Annotated in this window: 20 protein-coding genes and 1 tRNA gene; 15 read left to right on the top strand and 6 right to left on the bottom strand. The window is 52.1% G+C overall.

What is annotated here, in order from left to right:
- Positions 1 to 62: 62 nt before the first annotated feature.
- Positions 63 to 1,406, bottom strand: a complete 1,344-nt coding sequence (gene xseA, locus BMZ14_RS00975) for an exodeoxyribonuclease VII large subunit (protein ID WP_074793705.1) — start codon at positions 1,404 to 1,406, stop codon at positions 63 to 65.
- Between the two features lie 714 nt (positions 1,407 to 2,120).
- Between xseA and BMZ14_RS00965 the strand changes: the two genes are divergently transcribed.
- The 4 genes from BMZ14_RS00965 to BMZ14_RS00950 all read left to right on the top strand — a co-directional run bounded on the left by BMZ14_RS00965 (position 2,121) and on the right by BMZ14_RS00950 (position 4,542).
- On the top strand, positions 2,121 to 2,756 hold the full coding sequence (locus BMZ14_RS00965) for a MotA/TolQ/ExbB proton channel family protein (protein ID WP_074793701.1): 636 nt from the start codon (positions 2,121 to 2,123) through the stop codon (positions 2,754 to 2,756).
- A 174-nt stretch (positions 2,757 to 2,930) separates the two neighbouring features.
- Entirely contained in the window at positions 2,931 to 3,347 is a 417-nt protein-coding gene (locus BMZ14_RS00960) for an ExbD/TolR family protein (protein WP_074793699.1), read from the top strand.
- Positions 3,348 to 3,356: 9 nt separating this feature from the next.
- On the top strand, positions 3,357 to 3,536 hold the full coding sequence (locus BMZ14_RS00955) for a Trm112 family protein (protein ID WP_074793698.1): 180 nt from the start codon (positions 3,357 to 3,359) through the stop codon (positions 3,534 to 3,536).
- A gap of 55 nt (positions 3,537 to 3,591) precedes the next feature.
- Positions 3,592 to 4,542, top strand: a complete 951-nt coding sequence (locus tag BMZ14_RS00950; protein ID WP_074795397.1) for an ADP-ribosylglycohydrolase family protein — start codon at positions 3,592 to 3,594, stop codon at positions 4,540 to 4,542.
- Positions 4,543 to 4,741: 199 nt separating this feature from the next.
- Here the strand turns inward: BMZ14_RS00950 and BMZ14_RS00945 are convergent, their stop codons facing one another.
- Complete coding sequence (locus tag BMZ14_RS00945; protein WP_074793696.1) at positions 4,742 to 4,969, bottom strand: sulfurtransferase TusA family protein; 228 nt, start codon at positions 4,967 to 4,969, stop codon at positions 4,742 to 4,744.
- Between the two features lie 254 nt (positions 4,970 to 5,223).
- Between BMZ14_RS00945 and argJ the strand changes: the two genes are divergently transcribed.
- Complete coding sequence (gene argJ / locus BMZ14_RS00940; RefSeq protein ID WP_074793694.1) at positions 5,224 to 6,462, top strand: bifunctional glutamate N-acetyltransferase/amino-acid acetyltransferase ArgJ; 1,239 nt, start codon at positions 5,224 to 5,226, stop codon at positions 6,460 to 6,462.
- 159 nt (positions 6,463 to 6,621) lie between these two features.
- Here the strand turns inward: argJ and BMZ14_RS00935 are convergent, their stop codons facing one another.
- Positions 6,622 to 7,176: an EF-hand domain-containing protein gene (locus BMZ14_RS00935; RefSeq protein WP_074793692.1), complete on the bottom strand. Its 555-nt coding sequence runs from the start codon at positions 7,174 to 7,176 to the stop codon at positions 6,622 to 6,624.
- Positions 7,177 to 7,591: 415 nt separating this feature from the next.
- On the opposite strand from BMZ14_RS00935, the gene BMZ14_RS00930 reads away from it, so the two are divergent.
- The gene (locus tag BMZ14_RS00930; protein WP_074793690.1) at positions 7,592 to 8,470 is read left to right on the top strand and encodes an ATP-binding protein; all 879 of its coding nucleotides are present in this window, start codon (positions 7,592 to 7,594) and stop codon (positions 8,468 to 8,470) included.
- A gap of 15 nt (positions 8,471 to 8,485) precedes the next feature.
- Positions 8,486 to 9,436, top strand: a complete 951-nt coding sequence (locus BMZ14_RS00925; protein WP_074793688.1) for a Nudix family hydrolase — start codon at positions 8,486 to 8,488, stop codon at positions 9,434 to 9,436.
- Between the two features lie 84 nt (positions 9,437 to 9,520).
- On the opposite strand, the gene yacG is transcribed toward BMZ14_RS00925, so the two are convergent.
- Positions 9,521 to 9,709 carry a DNA gyrase inhibitor YacG gene (gene yacG / locus BMZ14_RS00920; protein WP_083396644.1) on the bottom strand — a complete coding sequence of 63 codons (189 nt, stop codon included), beginning with the start codon at positions 9,707 to 9,709 and terminating at the stop codon, positions 9,521 to 9,523.
- Positions 9,710 to 10,119: 410 nt separating this feature from the next.
- Between yacG and petA the strand changes: the two genes are divergently transcribed.
- The 8 genes from petA to BMZ14_RS15325 all read left to right on the top strand — a co-directional run bounded on the left by petA (position 10,120) and on the right by BMZ14_RS15325 (position 16,421).
- Positions 10,120 to 10,722: a ubiquinol-cytochrome c reductase iron-sulfur subunit gene (gene petA, locus BMZ14_RS00915; protein WP_083396569.1), complete on the top strand. Its 603-nt coding sequence runs from the start codon at positions 10,120 to 10,122 to the stop codon at positions 10,720 to 10,722.
- The gene (locus BMZ14_RS00910; protein ID WP_074793684.1) at positions 10,723 to 11,970 is read left to right on the top strand and encodes a cytochrome b; all 1,248 of its coding nucleotides are present in this window, start codon (positions 10,723 to 10,725) and stop codon (positions 11,968 to 11,970) included. It begins immediately after the preceding gene.
- Positions 11,967 to 12,704, top strand: a complete 738-nt coding sequence (locus tag BMZ14_RS00905; protein WP_074793682.1) for a cytochrome c1 — start codon at positions 11,967 to 11,969, stop codon at positions 12,702 to 12,704. The genes BMZ14_RS00910 and BMZ14_RS00905 overlap by 4 nt, the downstream gene beginning before the upstream one ends.
- A gap of 55 nt (positions 12,705 to 12,759) precedes the next feature.
- Entirely contained in the window at positions 12,760 to 13,359 is a 600-nt protein-coding gene (locus BMZ14_RS00900) for a glutathione S-transferase N-terminal domain-containing protein (protein ID WP_074793680.1), read from the top strand.
- Entirely contained in the window at positions 13,356 to 13,778 is a 423-nt protein-coding gene (locus BMZ14_RS00895) for a ClpXP protease specificity-enhancing factor (RefSeq protein ID WP_074793678.1), read from the top strand. The genes BMZ14_RS00900 and BMZ14_RS00895 overlap by 4 nt, the downstream gene beginning before the upstream one ends.
- 72 nt (positions 13,779 to 13,850) lie before the next feature.
- Positions 13,851 to 13,926 (top strand) — tRNA-Thr (locus BMZ14_RS00890).
- Between the two features lie 186 nt (positions 13,927 to 14,112).
- Positions 14,113 to 15,294, top strand: coding sequence for an AlbA family DNA-binding domain-containing protein (locus BMZ14_RS00885; protein WP_074793676.1), 1,182 nt, complete (start codon positions 14,113 to 14,115; stop codon positions 15,292 to 15,294).
- Between the two features lie 410 nt (positions 15,295 to 15,704).
- Positions 15,705 to 16,421 (top strand): PEP-CTERM sorting domain-containing protein, encoded by a 717-nt coding sequence (locus BMZ14_RS15325; protein ID WP_074793674.1) that lies wholly within the window; start codon positions 15,705 to 15,707, stop codon positions 16,419 to 16,421.
- 23 nt (positions 16,422 to 16,444) lie between these two features.
- On the opposite strand, the gene BMZ14_RS00875 is transcribed toward BMZ14_RS15325, so the two are convergent.
- The gene (locus BMZ14_RS00875; protein WP_074793672.1) at positions 16,445 to 16,624 is read right to left on the bottom strand and encodes a hypothetical protein; all 180 of its coding nucleotides are present in this window, start codon (positions 16,622 to 16,624) and stop codon (positions 16,445 to 16,447) included.
- A gap of 136 nt (positions 16,625 to 16,760) precedes the next feature.
- Entirely contained in the window at positions 16,761 to 17,375 is a 615-nt protein-coding gene (locus BMZ14_RS00870) for an undecaprenyl diphosphate synthase family protein (protein WP_074795393.1), read from the bottom strand.
- Positions 17,376 to 17,383 lie beyond the last annotated feature (8 nt).

Raw genomic sequence — 17,383 nt, 5'->3', positions numbered from 1 at the left:
CCAAGTCTGCATCACCATGGCGTAAATGTCCACAATGATAACGAGTTTTCGGGAGCCAGAATTTACTCGCCTCTCCCGGTCACGGAAGCTTTGCTCCACCCTTTGGCGAACGTCACCCGAATTGTATCGCCAACATCGATCTGATCGCTATTTCTCAACACCTCGCCGTCAGCGGCGAAAGCAATACTGTAACCGCGTTCCAGCACTGACTTCGGGTTAAGATGGGTAAGGTCTGCTTGCCTGCGCCCCACATTCATTGCAAGCGTTTCCAGGTGAACCGCAACGGCGCGCCGCAAGCGCCAGCCGAGTTCGCGCTGGCGCTCGGCAAGGCGGGAAATATCGGGGCTGGCTATTGTAAGCCGCTGATCAATCTCCCGCAAACGCCAGTTCTTGCTTTCTGAATGTCGTACCCAGGAGTCAGCGAGCCGCTTGCGTAAACGCTCAAGGTATGCAAGCCGGTCATTAATCCGCTTTCCGGGATGTAACAGACGGCATTCAAGCATATCGGCGTGCTGCATGCGGCTTTCAATGCAGCGCTGCATGCCCCGCCGCATCCGGCCCAAAAGAATTTCGCCGAGCCGGATTAATTCTTCACGATCAGGGCAGACGAGTTGGGATGCGCCGGTAGGCGTGGGGGCGCGGACGTCAGCTACAAAATCAGCAATGGTGAAATCGGTTTCGTGACCTATCCCACTGATGATGGGGATGGGACAGGCGGCAATTGCACGCGCCACAATCTCCTCATTGAATGCCCATAAATCTTCAATAGCGCCGCCACCCCGGCATAGGATCAGAACGTCGCACTCGGCGCGATCTCCCGCCTTTTGAACAGCCGCTGCTATCCTGGTGGAAGCGCCGGCGCCCTGTACTGGCGTCGGGTAAACAATCACGGGCATGGAAGGCATACGCCGTTGCAGCGTAGACAACACGTCATGCAGCGCAGCAGCGGCTGGAGAAGTAATGATGCCAATCTGCTTCGGGAAATACGGTAACGGTTTTTTGCGCTCAGGAGCAAACAGGCCTTCTTTTCCCAGCCTGACCTTGAGCTGCTCAAAAGCTTCAAACAACGTACCCGACCCGGCACGGCGGATGGTCTCAACGCTTAATTGAAAGTCACCGCGCGCGTGATATAACGTCACCAGCGCCCGCACTTCCACTCGCATGCCATCCCGGGGCTGCCAGTCCAGGTACTGATTTTTATCGCGGAACATGACGCAACGTACTTGAGCGTCTTCATCCTTGAGTGAGAAGTACCAATGGCCCGAACCGTAGCATTTGATATTCGAAATTTCGCCGGCAACCCATAATAACGGGAAAGCTTGTTCCAGCAAGGCTTTCGCGGTGCGATTCAGTTCGCCCACGCTCAAGACAGCCCTTGCTATCTCCATTTCCATAATCAGATTCATCTTGACATTCTACAATAATCCACACTTGTCACCAAATATGCATATTTGTGAAGCGGAAACCCGCATGAATACTAGGGACAGGACCAAGTACTTGTATTTTAACGAATATTATTAAGTTCAAAAATTAACCTAAACAGAAAAAGTCGTTATGGCAGGGCAACTTAATGGCCCTATTTGCAAATTACCCACAAACTTATCCACAGCAATTGTGGACAAGAAAAACATTCCCCTCCTTGCTGAAATCACAGGGGCAAGCTACATTATGGCTCTGATCAAGGAACCTCTAAATGAGTTTTCCGTGGACGCGACGGCGGCTTTGGGGATGGGGATGCGCGAAAGGGGACGACGCGAATGGCACGACCGCGAAGGGTGGAGCGGTGCCTTCCGAAGGAAGGTGCGACCCCGCAGTGGGATGTAGGCGCCGCAGACGTAAGCGGGGCGCGGGGGCGACATCCCCGACGCTGTCCGATCCCCGCTTCGCGGGGTCCCTCGTCCAACGCCCTGGGCCCCCCCTTCGCCAGGAGCCTGACAAAGCAGACCGCCCCCAAAGCCTCCGTCCCTTCCGGTTGCGGTAAAATCGGGCGCTAACCGCGTTGCACTCCCCTTCGTCGTAGACTAAGCTACCGCCTTCGTCGCGCGCCTTGTGACCATCCCGGTTTTGGTGCAACGCGCTCTACGGAAAACTCATTTAGAGGTTCATATAGGGGATTTTCGGTGTTCGCTCTGATTCAAGCTGCCGGTTGGCCGGTTTGGCCAATCATTCTGGCTTCCATTGTCGCTGTCGGCATTATTGGAGAACGCATGTGGGCTTTGCGCCTGAGCGTCGTAACACCGAGAGATCTTCTGCCCAAAGTGGTCCACGAGTACCGGAAAAGCGGCGTCAGTACGGATATGCTGGCCCGGCTACAGAAGCATTCTCCACTGGGTCAGATTTTTGCCGCGGGTTTGAGAAATGTTAGAAGCACGCGCGACATCATGAAGGAATCAATCGAAGAAGCCGGTCGCGCCGTCGCTCACGATCTTGAACGATATCTCACCACGTTGGGAACCATCGCGTCCTTGAGTCCCCTGATGGGACTCTTTGGAACGCTCGTAGGCATGATCGAGATTTTTGGCTCGAATTCTCCTACTGGGGGCGGCAATCCCGCGCAACTCGCTCACGGCATTTCCGTGGCGCTTTATAATGCCGCATTCGGGATTTTGGTGGCCATTCCCAGCATCATGTTTTACCGTTATTTCCGCGCTAAAGTGGATGCGCTGGTGGTAGAAATGGAGTTGCAGGCGTTGAAGCTGGTGGATATCGTTCATGGCGAGCGGCAGGTGGACTTCCGGCCTGACAAGGAAAATTAGCGGCACCAGGGATTAAGTGGGTTAATCAAGGGAATATTTTTTATATGTACCGTAGCCAACAGGGCCTCGTCAGCTAGGTACAATATCAAGGTAGAGCTCGCAATCCGGCTTTTCGGTATTCAATTTTATCGGTTTCCGGTTTATTGTTCATTTGTTCCCACATAGCCAAACACGATGAATTTCCAGCGCGGCAGGCAGAAAGAAGAGCCAGAAATCAATTTGGTGCCCATGATCGACGTACTGTTGGTAATTCTGATTTTCCTGGTGATTACCACCACTTACTCGAAATTTTCGGAACTGGAAATCAGTTTGCCGCAAGCGACTTCCGACACCCCCCATGACCGCCCCAACGTCATCGATATCTCCGTAAGCGCCGCGGGAGACTATACGGTCAACCGGACCCCTCTTCAAGACTCCAGTACGGAACGCTTGAGGGAGGAATTAAGTGCAGCGGCAGGTGACCGGCCCGATCCGGTCATTGTCATCAATGCGGATGCGCAAGCGACCCATCAGTCCGTTATATCGGTGATGGAGGCCGCACGTCTGGCTGGATACAATCGCATTACTTTCACGACTGAAAACACCAGGTAGGCTTAACTTATGGATTCAAAATTACTCGATATTCTGGTATGCCCTCTCTGCAAGGCCCCACTGCTCTACAGGAAATCCGATAATGAGCTGATCTGCAAGGGAGATCGCCTGGCTTTCCCTATCAGGGACGGCATTCCCGTAATGCTGGAAGATGAGGCGCGAAGATTGCCTGTGGAAGAAGAGCTTTAGCTTCATTCTGAAAAAACCAGCAACGCATCCGGTGGCAGGAAAGGAATTTGTAACGATGAAGAATGAGAATACCGCGGCGGTTCTTGGCGCGCTTGTCGCCGATTCCGCCGCCCTTGGCCTACATTGGCTTTATGATCCCGCACGCATTGCAGAGATTGAAGCTGCCAAAGGCCTCGTTTTTCTTAAACCGGAGGCAGATCATTATGCGGAAGGGAAAGGTTACCTTGCGCATGCCGGAAAGCTGCCCGGGGGGTCCAGCGCCTATGGCGAGGTTTGCCTGTTGATGCTGAAGCATCTCGCGAAGCATCGCGCTTTCAATCGCATCGAGTATCAGGCTGAATACCGCTCGCACTTCGGACCCGGTGGTGAATTCGTCGGTTATATCGACTCCCCCACTCGCCTGACGTTGCGCAACCTGCTGTTCCTTGAACCCTCGGAATTTCCGGCAGCGTCCGGCGCCGATGACGACCAGCATCCGGCCCTCGCCGCGCTTCCCGCACTAATCGCGGCGCACGGGACTTTGGAGAACCTGTTGGAACGCATGGAGGAAGTAGTGCGGGTGACAAATAACAATGGTGTGGCAGTGGCCGCCGCACGGTGCGCCTCGGTTGCATTGTTCAAAGTGTTGCAAGGAGTGCCGATTGCCCAAGCTCTGACTGATGCTTTGCCGTACGCGGGAAACCCGCTTCAACCGCTGCTGGAGCAGGCGCTCGCCATGCCGAAACTGGATAGCGTTGCGGCTGCGGAGCGCTTTGGTCCTGCCTGTCATGTCGCGCAAGGCTTGCCCGTAGTCTTTCATATCGCACTGCATGCAGCGGACTACCGTACCGCGGTCGAGTCCAATATCCGGGCAGGAGGAGACAGCTGCGGCCGCGCGATCATGCTTGGCGCCATGGTTGCGGCCCATTCAGCGAAACGGAATGGCTCCGGATTTCCCGTCCCGCTACCCTGGCTCGCAAGATATCAAAAGCTGGCCACCGCAGCCGAAGCTTGCGCTGCGCTTTGATATATCCCACCCAAGGAAAGCCGTACCGATGGCGGCACGGACGACAAGGGCGTAGTCCTTATGGATAAGTGCGGCACGCACTTCCTCCTGCTACTCAATATCATTCCTGCGGGGTAATTCCCATCCTGATCCGAACTGTTGAGCGTTTGCGTTGCCGTTTCGATAACGCTGGAGATCGCGGCGCGACATTCACGATTCATCATCTCTTCTTCATGTAAAACGTGAATTCTCCAGCCGCCTCTGCCAATGACAGCAATTCGTTGCCAGTCTGATCGGCAAAAACCTGAAAATCGATCACAGAGCCAGGATCGGTGGCCATGATCTTCAACACCTGCCCCGTTGTCATATCCACCAGGGATTTTTTTGTTCGAAGGATAGGCAAGGGACAATTCAGGCCGCGCACATCCAGTTCTTTATCACAGTTCATGGGTTTCCTCTCAACTCCTGATTACCAATTTGTCATCAAGTTCTGTTTTTTACCATGACGATGAGAACATTGGAACATTTAAAATCAGGGAAAATATGCGAAGGATCAAAGATAAGTTAGCATAGCGCGTTATTTCTGTAACGCGTCCTTTCCAATCCAAAGACAAAGGCAAAGCGTTATGGGCGGGAGATTACATGATCATGCTGTTTTGATTGAGAGCCGCAACACTTTATTAAACTTTCGTGATTCCTATTATGCCAGTCAACTTTACACCGCCAGTACCCGAGCAACTGCTGCCAATAGAAGGCGTAACGTTGGGCGTCGCGGAAGCCGGCATCAAGAAGCCGGGCCGGCGTGACCTGCTTGTAATCAGGCTGAATGAAGGCGCAAAGGTAGCCGGCGTTTTTACACAAAACGATTTTTGCGCCGCGCCCGTAATTATCGCTAAAGAACATCTTTTAAATGTAGATGCCTCATATCCTGTTTGCGCGCTGGTAGTCAACACCGGCAATGCCAACGCAGGCACAGGCGAGGGCGGGATCGCGGACGCTCGCGCCACATGCCTTGAGACTGCCCGGTTGCTCGGCTGCGACAGCCGCCAGGTTCTGCCGTTTTCCACCGGTGTGATCATGGAGCCGCTACCACTGGGGCGCGTTCTTGCCGGGTTGCCCGCAGCGGTAGCAGACCTGAAGGCGGAAAACTGGTTTATTGCCTCCCAGGCAATCATGACGACCGATATCGTACCCAAGGCAGTGTCGAAACAGATCACTCTCGACGGCACAACCGTAACCATCACAGGCATTGCCAAAGGTTCAGGGATGATTCGTCCGCACATGGCGACGATGTTGAGTTATATCGCGACCGACGCTGCCTTGAGCCAGCCGCTGCTCCAGGAAATCGTGAGCCATGCAGCCGAAAACTCGTTCAACCGAATCACTGTGGATGGAGATACGTCAACCAATGACGCATTCATTCTGATCGCAACCGGCCAAGCCGGAAATTCCGCCATCACGGCTAAAGAAAGCGCCGAATTTGCACTGCTGCAAGAGGGAATCACCGAAGTTGCGGCACAGCTGGCTCAAGCTATCGTACGCGATGGAGAGGGCGCTACCAAGTTCATCACCATTCAGGTCGAGCGCGGCGAGACGCCGGATGAATGCCGTAAAGCGGCGTATGCCATTGCCCACTCACCGCTGGTCAAGACCGCTTTTTTTGCATCTGATCCAAATCTGGGACGAATACTTGCAGCTATCGGCTATGCGGGCATAGACGGCCTGAACGTCAATAAATTGCAGCTCTATCTCGATAATGTGCTGGTCGCGGAGAATGGGGGCAGAGCTCCCGATTACCTGGAAAAAGATGGCCAGCGAGTGATGAAGCAATCTGAAATCACCGTGCGCGTCGTCTTGAACAGAGGACAGGCATCAGCGACCGTCTGGACGTGTGATCTATCCTATGATTATGTAAAAATCAATGCGGATTATCGAAGCTGACGATCGGCCAGAGTCGACCGCATGAAACGCTGAAGGCATCAATATAGGCGAGCAAGCGGTTGCGTCTTCTGCGCACCAGCCGTAGTCAATTCGACTCCGGCCCGGGCTATCCCATTCATTGCCCTGGCACGAGCTACGCAACCGCCAACGAAAATTCTCTTACTGTCCCATTTGGCGCATATGGGGCAAATCACGGTTTACCTCTTCGCCTGCTCCATATTCACGGTCCCGTTTTATTGATACCCCGTCGTTGTCGTAACCACGGTCACCCGAGCCGTATTTATCACGATGCCCATGGCCATGACCATGACCGTGCTTCCTCTTCATCTTGTTTGCCTCATCCTTATCAATATACCCATCCCTGTTGGCATCCATCTTATCGAACATTGTTTCAGCATGGCGCGCATGTTCATCCCTGCTGACTCGTCCATCATTATCGGTATCCGCCATGGACATTCCACAGCGTCCTTCGCCATACTTCTTGTCGCCCTTCTTGTCACCATAGCTGTCCTTCTTGTCACCATAGCTGTCCTTCTTGTCGCCATACTGGTCCTTGTCGTGATAATGAGACTCGGCCACCATGTAGCCTTTTTCCAGGGATTGTGCAGCGAAAGGATTCTCACCCGCCGAGGCGATCGATGCAGTACCGAAAGTCGCGGCAACGGCGGATCCTATCGCGAGCGAAATAATCGACTTTTTACTGGGCATATTCATGATGTCTTCTCCTAAATGTTTTGCTTCATTTAAAGAAACCTTCGGGAAAGCAGGCGTTAACCGATTGCCGCGCCCCCATCAAAGATTCTATCTTCTGTGTCTCTGTTTAAATTTACAGCCTGTTACGGTGAGCACCGAAGCTGCGGTACCTTGGATACGCCTGACGTAACATGCCGTATCATGACCTTCTTAGCTGAGCGGTTCCGTTCGATAGCACACATAATGATGGGCAGTTCGGCGCCGTGTTTCCATCATCCACGACCATGCTCGCCATCCACCCGCGCTGGAATAAAATCGGGAAGGTAAAAAAATGAAATATGCTTGCGAAGTAAACCGTAGTGCTTGAATGAGCAATTACTCCGGATAATCGTTCTGTTGCATGATTTGTTATAATCGAATGTTAATATGGAAGTGTATGAAGGACTGGGACAAGCTATACAATCAGGCTGAAAAATTACTCTCCCGTCTGGAAGAACTGCTGCCGGGTGAGCAGTCTGAGCCCGACTGGAAGGCCGCGGTGGCGTTCCGCTGGCGAAAAAATGGGTCCAGAGGATTCATTCGACCGGTCACCCACGCTCATCACATCGCGTTCGACGCTTTACGAGGCGTCGAGCGGCAAAAAAATCTCATAGATCAAAATACGCATCAGTTCGTTCAGGGCCGTCCCGCCAACAACGTGCTGCTCACCGGAGCGCGCGGAACAGGAAAGTCGTCCCTGGTGAAAGCAATGCTGAGCAAGTATGCGGCAGCGGGGTTACGTTTGATCGAAGTGGAAAAACATGACCTGACCGATCTGCACGACATCGTCGAACAAATATACCGGCGCCCTGAACGTTTCATCCTGTATTGCGACGATCTCTCGTTTGAATCGGGTGAACCCGGCTATAAGGCATTAAAGGTGGTACTGGACGGGTCCATCGCCACAGCATCCGAAAATGTTCTGGTTTACGCGACTTCCAATCGCCGTCATCTGATGCCCGAATCCATGCAGGATAATTTGAACACCAGGCATATAGGCGAAGAGGTCCACCCGAGCGAAGCAGTCGAAGAGAAAATTTCACTATCGGAACGTTTCGGCCTGTGGGTATCGTTCTACCCCTTTGACCAGGAGCAATACCTGAATATTGCCGAGTATTGGCTAAGCTACTTTGGTATCGAAGAAATGAGCCGTTCAACGCGTGAAGCCGCACTGCAGTGGGCGCTAGGGCGCGGTTCCCGAAGCGGGCGCGTGGCATGGCAGTTTGCACGTGACTGGTCGGGAAAGCAGAAAACAGATTCCGGCAGGAACCGGTAGGAATCCCTTTCGGCAATGTCTCAGCCTTCTGATATCGTTGAAGTTGCCGCTGCGGTAATCACGCGGCCGGATGGCGCCTTCCTCTTGGCCCGCAGGCCAAAAGGCAAACCTTATCCGGGTTACTGGGAATTTCCCGGCGGCAAGGTAAACCCAGGCGAGCCGCTCTTTCACGCGCTCCGGCGCGAATTGCAGGAAGAACTGGGTATACACGTCGAGCAGGCTTACCCCTGGATTACTCGTCTATTTACTTATACCCATGCCACTGTCCGCCTCTGCTTTTACCGCGTTGTAGCATGGCGTGGCGATCCGCATCCATACGAAAATCAGGAATTATCGTGGCAATTCGCCAACAACATTCGTGTTGAACCGATGCTTCCCGCCAATGCACCCGTATTGCGCGCACTTGATTTACCGCCCGTTTATGCAATCACCAATGCGACGGAATGGAGCCCTGAAGTTTCATTAGCCCAAATCGAATGCGCGTTGCAAAAAGGGCTGCGGCTGGTGCAGATACGCGAAAAAGGAATGACGAAGGAGGCGCTGCGTGCTTTTACGGTTGATGTGGTTTCGCTTGCACACCGTAGCGGCGCGAGAGTCCTGGTGAATGGCTATACAGGAAATCTGGATTTCTGCCGCGAGACCGGCGCGGACGGGGTACATTTTCCCGCAACACAGCTGATGGATCTCGCGAAGCGTCCTGCCATTGCATGGTGCGGCGCGTCTTGCCACAATTCCGAGGAGCTTTTTCGAGCCGAGCAGCTGGGGATGGATTTTGCCGTGCTTGCTCCCGTACTGCCTACCTTGAGCCATCCCGGCTCTGCAACACTCGGATGGCAAAAATTTGCGGCTCTCATCCGCAACTGCTCCATACCCGTGTATGCGCTGGGTGGATTGCACCGCGGTGATTTAATCACGGCATGGGAGCACGGCGGGCACGGAATAGCGATGATGCGAGGCATCGACTAGGATCCTGCCGGCGTAGTTTACTTCAACGCCCGGCGATCAGGCGTTCAAACATCAAATAAAATTGCGCAACCGCGCGGGGTTGTGCTATTCCTCATCTTTTAATGAATCGTCCTGTTTTTCCGGATTCGTATCCGGAATACGATAGGATTCTGTAGCCCACTGCCCCAGATCGATAAGCTTGCAGCGCTCGGAACAAAACGGGCGATAAGGATTGCTGGTATCCCAGACAACAATCTTGCCGCAGTAAGGACAGTTAACGACAGGTTTCTTCATGGTCATGAACTAAAAACATGTGATGTCTCAGGCTATCCATCCGCGCGTATTGTCAAGCTGAAGTACTGTTTGCAGACTATACCGGCACTCTTGTCCGCCCCGCATTCAATTGACGTGGCGACGATAACGGTAATCCCGCATATTCGCGTTTGAAAATATTATAGATGCTGATGCGGCAATACGGTTTATTTCAGGTGTGACAAGCGCAAGTGGAATCAGAGTATAGAAAAGCCGGCCGGATCAGGTGGCCCCACCGTTTATCGATAAGGGGTTAATTTATGAGTTTTTTACCATTCAATCAACAAGTTTTACAATCAATATTTATTTTCCAATACGTACTATGGTAAAATGGTTAAGTTTTTTTACGAGTTTTTTTAGAAGGTCCGAACTGAAAACCGGGACTGCAAAATATGGCGGATATTGAGAAAAAAGAAATGAACAGCAGAAGGCGTTTCCTTCTGGTCGCAACATCGGTTGCGGGCGGAATCGCAACTGCTGCGGTGGCGACTCCCTTCGTGATGAGCATGTTGCCCAGTGAACGCGCAAAAGCAGCTGGCGCGCCGGTCGAGGTGGACATCAGCAAGGTTGAGCCAGGCATGCTGCTGCTGGTGGAATGGCGCGGGAAGGTAGTGTGGGTATTGAACCGTACTCCCGAGATGCTGGCGACCCTGAAGAAACTGGATGGCCAGGTGGCCGATCCCAAATCGGAAAAAGACCAGCAACCGCCGTATGCCCAGAATGAAACGCGGTCTATCAAACCGGCAATTCTGGTGGTGGAAGGGGTCTGTACCCATTTGGGATGCTCTCCGGTGTATCGCAAGGATATTGCTCCAGCGGATCTTGGCCCGGATTGGCTTGGAGGTTTTTTCTGCCCCTGCCACGGATCCAAGTTCGACCTGGCTGGCCGGGTTTACAAAAGCGTCCCGGCGCCAACCAATCTGGCCGTTCCCCCTCACGTGTATTTGACTGATACAAGCCTCTTGATCGGTTCCGATCGTAAGGAGTCCGCATAAATGAGCAAGCGATTGGAATCCTTCATCGGTTGGATAGACGAGCGTTTTCCGTTAACCGCCAACTGGAAAGCTCATCTGAGCGAGTACTACGCACCCAAGAACTTCAATTTCTGGTACTACTTCGGCTCGCTGGCCATGCTCGTGCTGGTGAATCAGCTTCTTACCGGCATCTTTCTCACCATGAACTACAAGCCGGACGCCAGCATGGCATTCGCCTCGGTGGAATACATCATGCGGGACGTCAATTTCGGCTGGCTGATCCGCTATATGCACTCCACTGGCGCATCGATGTTCTTTGTGGTTGTCTATCTGCATATGTTCCGGGGCATGATGTACGGTTCCTATCGCAAGCCGCGCGAGCTTCTCTGGCTGATCGGGATGGGCATCTTCTTCATCCTGATGATGCTGGCATTTACAGGCTATATCCTGCCATGGGGGCAGATGTCCTATTGGGGGGCGCAGGTGATCATAAGCATGATCGGTGCAATTCCCGTAGTGGGCGAAACGCTCTCCAACTGGCTGCTGGGCGACTTCATGCTGTCGGACGCTGCGCTCAACCGCTTTTTTGCCTACCACGTTGTGACGCTGCCCGTTTTGCTTGTGGTGCTCGTGGTGGTGCATATACTGGCCTTGCACGAAGTCGGGTCGAACAACCCGGACGGGATCGAGATCAAGGCGAACAAGGATCCGGTAACGCATATTCCGGTAGATGGCATACCGTTTCATCCCTACTACTCGGTGAAGGATATTTTCGGGGTGGTGGTTTTCCTGATCATATTCACCGGGATTATATTTTTCGCGCCCGAAATGGGTGGCTATTTCCTTGAATACAATAATTTTGTTCCCGCCAACACTCTGCAGACACCGGATCATATCGCTCCTGTCTGGTATTTCACCCCGTACTACTCGATGCTGAGGGCGGTCACCATCAACTTTCTCTGGATAGATGCAAAACTCTGGGGCATCATCCTGATGGGTGGCTCGGTTGCAATCTTTGCCCTGTTGCCCTGGCTGGACCGCAGCCCCGTAAAATCGATCCGTTATAAAGGGCCGATTTTCAAATTTGCCCTCACCCTCTTTGTCATCAGCGTTTTTGTGCTTGGCTGGCTCGGCACGAAATCACCCACGCCGCTCTATACCATACTTGCGCAGATATTCACGGTGATCTACTTTGCCTTCTTCATTCTTATGCCGTGGTACAGCAAGATAGATAAAACGAAGCCTGAACCGACCAGGGTGACAGAATGAGAAAAATAACAAGTATACTTTTGATTTTTTGCCTGGTCCCGCTTGTTTCGTTCGCCAGCGGTCCGGAAGTGAAACTGGATCGCCCTCAGCTTAATCCGGGCGACAAGATTTCGCTGCAACGCGGCGCACAAACTTTTGTCAACTATTGCCTGTCATGCCATAGCGCCGAGTACATGCGCTATAACCGGCTCAGGGACTTAGGCCTCACGGAAAACCAGATCAGCGATAACCTCATATTTACCGGGCAAAAAGTGGGTGAGCTCATGACGGTGGCCATGAAGCCGAAAGACGCCAAGCAATGGTTAGGCGTGCCTCCGCCCGATTTGTCGGTTATTGCGCGTTCCCGTGGTCCTGACTGGCTCTACACCTATCTCAGGAAGTTTTATCGTGATGACTCCACGGCTACGGGGTGGAATAATCTGGTATTTGATAAAGCTGCCATGCCTCATGTGCTATACCAGTTACAGGGTGAGCAGTCACTTTCGGTGAAGAATGTCGACGACGGTCATGGCGGCACACATGAAGTAAAGGAGCTGAAGCTGGACAAGCCCGGTACCCTTTCAAAAACGGAATATGACGCCTACGTCACTGACCTGGTTAACTTCCTGGTTTATCTCGGCGAACCAGCCGCCACTAAACGAGTGCAATTGGGAATTATTGTAATGCTCTTCCTGTTTGCCATGCTGGGATTGACTTATGCCCTGAAACAGGAGTATTGGAAGGACGTACATTGACTATTTCTCATCCGCTACAAAGCGTTGCACCCTCATACACTGAAAGTAACAAGTCATGATGACATTGTATTCAGCCACTACCTGTCCGTTCAGCCATCGCTGTCGTATCGTGCTGTACGAGAAGGGTATGGACTTTCAGATTATCGATGTCGACCTGCATAACAGGCCGGAGGATCTTGCGGTAATGAGTCCCTATGGCCGGGTGCCTGTGCTGGTGGAGCGCGATCTCATCCTTTACGAATCCAACATCATCAACGAATATATTGATGATCGTTTTCCTCATCCGCAATTGATGCCTGCCGACCCTGTAATGCGGGCGAGGGCGCGGCTATTTCTACACCGCTTCGAGCAGGAACTGTTTTGTCATATCGATGCTGTCGAGAGCAGCAATCAGAAAACAGCAGAGAAAGCGCGTGCGGCCATTCGCGATAACCTGACTGTGATTGCACCTGTGTTCGTAAAACAGAAATACATGCTGGGGGATGAGTTTTCCATGCTTGACGTGGCGATTGCGCCATTATTATGGCGATTGGACCATTATGGTATTCAGCTACCAAAACAGGCCGCGCCGCTATTGAAGTTCGCCGAGCGTCTTTTCAGCAGGCCGGCGTTCATTGACGCGCTTACGGCGTCCGAGAAAGCAATGCGCAAATGAAAGAGCTTTCCACCAAACCGTATCTGATCCGCGCGATTTATGAATGGTGCTCGGACAGTGGTTTTACTCCCTATATATCGGTTAAGGTAGATGCCCAGACTCGTGTGCCGGATGAATTTGTAAAAGATGGTGAGATCATACTGAACATCAGCCACGATGCGGCGCACCATCTCACCCTTGGTAATGATTTCATCCACTTCTCCGCCAGGTTTGGCGGCGTTTCACGGGAAATTGCCATACCGGTTGGCGCGGTGCAGGGAATATTTGCCAAGGAAACCGCCCAGGGCCTACTCTTCACGCTTGAGAACGAGGCCGATCCAGCGCAAGGCGAAGCAGATACCGGGGAATCTGGTAAGCCACAGGTCCCCGGTTCAGCGTCCCCCACAAATCAAAAGCGTCGCTTTCAGGTCATCAAATAATAATTTCCGATTGCTTTTGTAACACCTCCACAGGTTTGCTCCCCCGCTCCCCAGCCACTATAATTGCATTGCGCCGGCATAGCTCAGTTGGTAGAGCAGCTGATTTGTAATCAGAAGGTCCCGAGTTCGACTCTTGGTGTCGGCACCAATAAAACAAGCAGTTATAATTCTATAGCTGCAATGTATCTGGAAATAGGCAACATCTCAGGCAACAAAAACCAGATCGGCTGAATTAGAAAGATCGGTTTTCCCGGTGTAATCGGTAGGTCGTCCGTTCGAATCGGAGATGCGGCACCATCTATTCTTTTAGGCAAATCTTAGGTAAATTCTCGAAGTGTCTATTTCCCGGCTAGACTTTGAAGCAATAACTGAAACAGACCTTCTAGAACTGGTTGAGGGTCAAGTGCCGGAAGGATTGCACCTAGACTACAAGCGCGACGCTTATGGGACCAGCGACGCCGATAAAAGGGAATTGCTTAAGGATGTATCAGCGTTTGCGAATGTAAACGGGGGCCATATCGTAATCGGTATGGACGAGGCCGAGGGTGTCGCCTCTAATCTGTGTGGTATCAAGCCCGCGGATATTGATGTTGAGGTATCTCGTCTTGATCAAATTATTAGGACGGGCATTGAACCTCGTATTCCGGGTTACCGGCTAAAGTCCGTCCGCTTAGCTAAACAATCCCACGCAATCGTGATTCGAATTCCGCGAAGCTGGCAGATTCCCCATCGGGTCTGCGCGCAAAATTCAAATAGATTTTTCGTCCGAAACTCTGCGGGGGCACACGAGGCAAGCATGGATGAACTCAGACACCTGTATACATTGTCAGCTTCTGCGGCGGATCGCACCCGGGAGTTTCGCGACGAGCGGATAGAACTTTTTAACCGGGCTAACGGCCAGCGGCCATTGATCGGTAACGGCCGTTTTATACTTCATATCATCCCACTTTCAGCGGTATCGTCTACAGTCACTATTAACCCCGAAAAGATGTATGCGCGGCACGCCTCATTTGCACCGCTAGGAAGTATGGGGATGTCTCCCCGTTATAATCTTGATGGTGTTATTAACGAGCGCGGCGGCGAAACCAATCACGGATATACACAGATATTTAGAAATGGAATTGTCGAAGCAACAGAGGCTAATCTTGTCCACGAACATAAAGGGCGAAATGGTATCGCGGGATTGCGTCTTGAGCATCAAATTTTCGACTCTCTCCCGCGCTATATCGACGGCTTAAAAACCCTTGATGTCGATCCGCCTTTGATTCTTATGTTCACCTTAGAAGGGGTGAAGGGCGCGTTCTACCACGTATATAACGATATGTTTTTCGATGAACTCGAGCCATTTGATCGGGATGTCGTCCGACTACCGGCGTGCCTGATCGAGGAGTATAGCGTAAACGTTGCGGATTACCACCGTGCGGTCAGGCCGGCGTTTGATGCACTTTGGAATGCTGTAGGTTTTTCAAAATCTCGGTTTTTTAACGAAACTACCGGCTTGTGGAACGGCCGCTAAGAAGTTGCGGGCGCTGAAAGCTCCCGCCTGGCATTTCATAGATGCGTCCAATTCATCCCGGATCTGCGGGGTTTCCCGATCCCATCCCGCGAAGCATCACTCGTGCCCCCTATCCTCATCCGTAGGTGTTAGCGTAGTATCAGCTTCCAATTGTTCAAACCACTCACATTTACCGCCACCCGGGCCGATAATTATCCGCTTCCAATTTTCGCTGCCGCCAACTCTACCTGCCTCTTCAGTTTCCCTTGGTTCAGAACACCTACGCATCGGTATGCACAATCAATCGAGTCTGACCCGTCTGACCCAATTGGTTTACCTAATTAATAGTCTATGTGGGCTATTGCGCTGTCCTCGCCTGAAGCATATGTTGAAAATGGGTATACGAAAAATAAAGAATTAGGGGCTTAATTATGAATATCAAGCTTTTAAGTAAATTATCCAGTTTTGTAATAATAGCCATATCCCTTGTTTTTACTGTTCCCGCAGCCGCATATACTTTACAGGATGATCCTTCCTCTACTTGGAGCGGCGACTCGTTAACTACCCGCACTATTAATGGTAACGTCGTAACGTACCAAAACCTTTTTGCTCAGAACCTGACTTCGAACTCCTTGCCGGCGTTAAGCTTCGCCATTCCTTTTATATGGCCGAACATAGATACCACCTACGTGCCCATGGAATGGCGCAATGATTTAAACGGGTGGTACACCAGCAATTTCAACAACACTGGCACCAGTCTAACCGTTAGCTTGACAAGCCCAGTCGCAAGCGCAGTGTTCATGGGAAAACTCGCCGATTTGACCGGAAGCCAACAACTTCCGTTGACCGAACCATGCCAAGCCGGATCACCCAGTTGTACCCCTGCCCCTTACCCGCCGGAAACCCGCAATTCAACCGACCTCATCCCTATTATTTCGTTGGGAGCATTTGCACCAGACGAAACGAAGCGATTTGATCTTTCCTTTACTTATTCGTTCGGTGATCAAAGGGTTGGAGCTTTACCCACCGCATTTATCGGCAATACTGTTTCTCCCATACCTGAACCCGAAACCTACGCCATGTTCATAGCTGGCCTTGGTCTCTTGGGATCTATGTTGCGTCGCCGCAGGACGACACACCCACTTTAGCCGATAAATTGCACGGGCAAAATTCAATGACGCTTGGCAAGTAGCTGCTTGATTTGCTCCAAATCCTGCTGAACTTGTTCCACGGATGCAACCAGATAAATAAGGCCGAGATAAAGATTATATTTTTCAGGCTGGGTTTTTTGGTCGCCGAAGGCATTGAGGTTTTCGACGAACATTCTTTTCGCATCCGAGGCTGCTGACATGTTTTTATCTCCTTTATGTCAAAAATGATAGGTATTGTTTTACGCTTATACAGGGATCGAAGATGGGCAACGTCGCAGGCAACAAGCAGCACAAACCCGATCGGGCCGGCGGGTCGCTGCACTGAGAAGGCGGATCTTACCCGCCAAATGTCCGGTCCTGCCGTTTGAACCAGGACAAGGCATGTTCAAAATGCTGGGGCTCGAAATCCGGCCAGTATTCATCCCTGACGTAGAAGTCCGCGTACACCGATTGCACCGGGAGAAAACCGCTCAGGCGGCGTCCTCCTCCCCACCGCACGATCAGGTCAAGACGCGAAACATCACTTGAGCGCAGACCGCCATTTTTAAGGCCATCCAGGTCCCATTCCCATCCATAGTTAACGAGTAGATTTACCTTCATGCCGGTGCCCTGGCGCGTTCTGAATGATTCCAGAACCTTGGGAAACTGCGCGGAAGTCTCGTCGCCCAGCACAAGCAGGGCAGCACCGCGGCGGGCAACTTCAAAAGCAAATGCTACGGATGCATCGGTAAAGGCAAGCTTCTGAGCGTTGGGCCGCTTGGTATTATCTTGCGTAAAACAGTAAATCGATGCCTCGGCTATTCCGCGTTTTTTGCATATTTCGTAGAGTGATAAACCCGGTCCAATACCTGATGCGTATCCCTCCTCCTTAGGCAGGCCGCGGTTCGCGGCCCAACGGCGATTGCCGTCTGGAATGAAGCCGACATGGCGCGGAGTACTGTTTTTTGCCATTTGCATCC

Source organism: Nitrosospira briensis (genome assembly GCF_900115125.1).
Lineage (GTDB): Bacteria > Pseudomonadota > Gammaproteobacteria > Burkholderiales > Nitrosomonadaceae > Nitrosospira > Nitrosospira briensis_A.
Note: the sequence above shows the minus strand (reverse complement) of the source record. Positions and strands in the feature narration are given on the sequence as shown.

Coding starts and splice junctions, on each gene's coding strand:
- xseA (WP_074793705.1), bottom strand. CDS start 1,406: ATGAATCTGATTATGGAAATGGAGATAGCAAGGGCTGTCTTGAGCGTG.
- BMZ14_RS00960 (WP_074793699.1), top strand. CDS start 2,931: ATGAATTTCCAGCGCGGCAGGCAGAAAGAAGAGCCAGAAATCAATTTG.
- BMZ14_RS00955 (WP_074793698.1), top strand. CDS start 3,357: ATGGATTCAAAATTACTCGATATTCTGGTATGCCCTCTCTGCAAGGCC.
- BMZ14_RS00950 (WP_074795397.1), top strand. CDS start 3,592: ATGAAGAATGAGAATACCGCGGCGGTTCTTGGCGCGCTTGTCGCCGAT.
- BMZ14_RS00945 (WP_074793696.1), bottom strand. CDS start 4,969: ATGAACTGTGATAAAGAACTGGATGTGCGCGGCCTGAATTGTCCCTTG.
- argJ (WP_074793694.1), top strand. CDS start 5,224: ATGCCAGTCAACTTTACACCGCCAGTACCCGAGCAACTGCTGCCAATA.
- BMZ14_RS00935 (WP_074793692.1), bottom strand. CDS start 7,176: ATGAATATGCCCAGTAAAAAGTCGATTATTTCGCTCGCGATAGGATCC.
- BMZ14_RS00930 (WP_074793690.1), top strand. CDS start 7,592: ATGAAGGACTGGGACAAGCTATACAATCAGGCTGAAAAATTACTCTCC.
- BMZ14_RS00925 (WP_074793688.1), top strand. CDS start 8,486: ATGTCTCAGCCTTCTGATATCGTTGAAGTTGCCGCTGCGGTAATCACG.
- yacG (WP_083396644.1), bottom strand. CDS start 9,709: ATGAAGAAACCTGTCGTTAACTGTCCTTACTGCGGCAAGATTGTTGTC.
- petA (WP_083396569.1), top strand. CDS start 10,120: ATGGCGGATATTGAGAAAAAAGAAATGAACAGCAGAAGGCGTTTCCTT.
- BMZ14_RS00910 (WP_074793684.1), top strand. CDS start 10,723: ATGAGCAAGCGATTGGAATCCTTCATCGGTTGGATAGACGAGCGTTTT.
- BMZ14_RS00905 (WP_074793682.1), top strand. CDS start 11,967: ATGAGAAAAATAACAAGTATACTTTTGATTTTTTGCCTGGTCCCGCTT.
- BMZ14_RS00900 (WP_074793680.1), top strand. CDS start 12,760: ATGATGACATTGTATTCAGCCACTACCTGTCCGTTCAGCCATCGCTGT.
- BMZ14_RS00895 (WP_074793678.1), top strand. CDS start 13,356: ATGAAAGAGCTTTCCACCAAACCGTATCTGATCCGCGCGATTTATGAA.
- BMZ14_RS15325 (WP_074793674.1), top strand. CDS start 15,705: ATGAATATCAAGCTTTTAAGTAAATTATCCAGTTTTGTAATAATAGCC.
- BMZ14_RS00875 (WP_074793672.1), bottom strand. CDS start 16,624: ATGTCAGCAGCCTCGGATGCGAAAAGAATGTTCGTCGAAAACCTCAAT.
- BMZ14_RS00870 (WP_074795393.1), bottom strand. CDS start 17,375: ATGGCAAAAAACAGTACTCCGCGCCATGTCGGCTTCATTCCAGACGGC.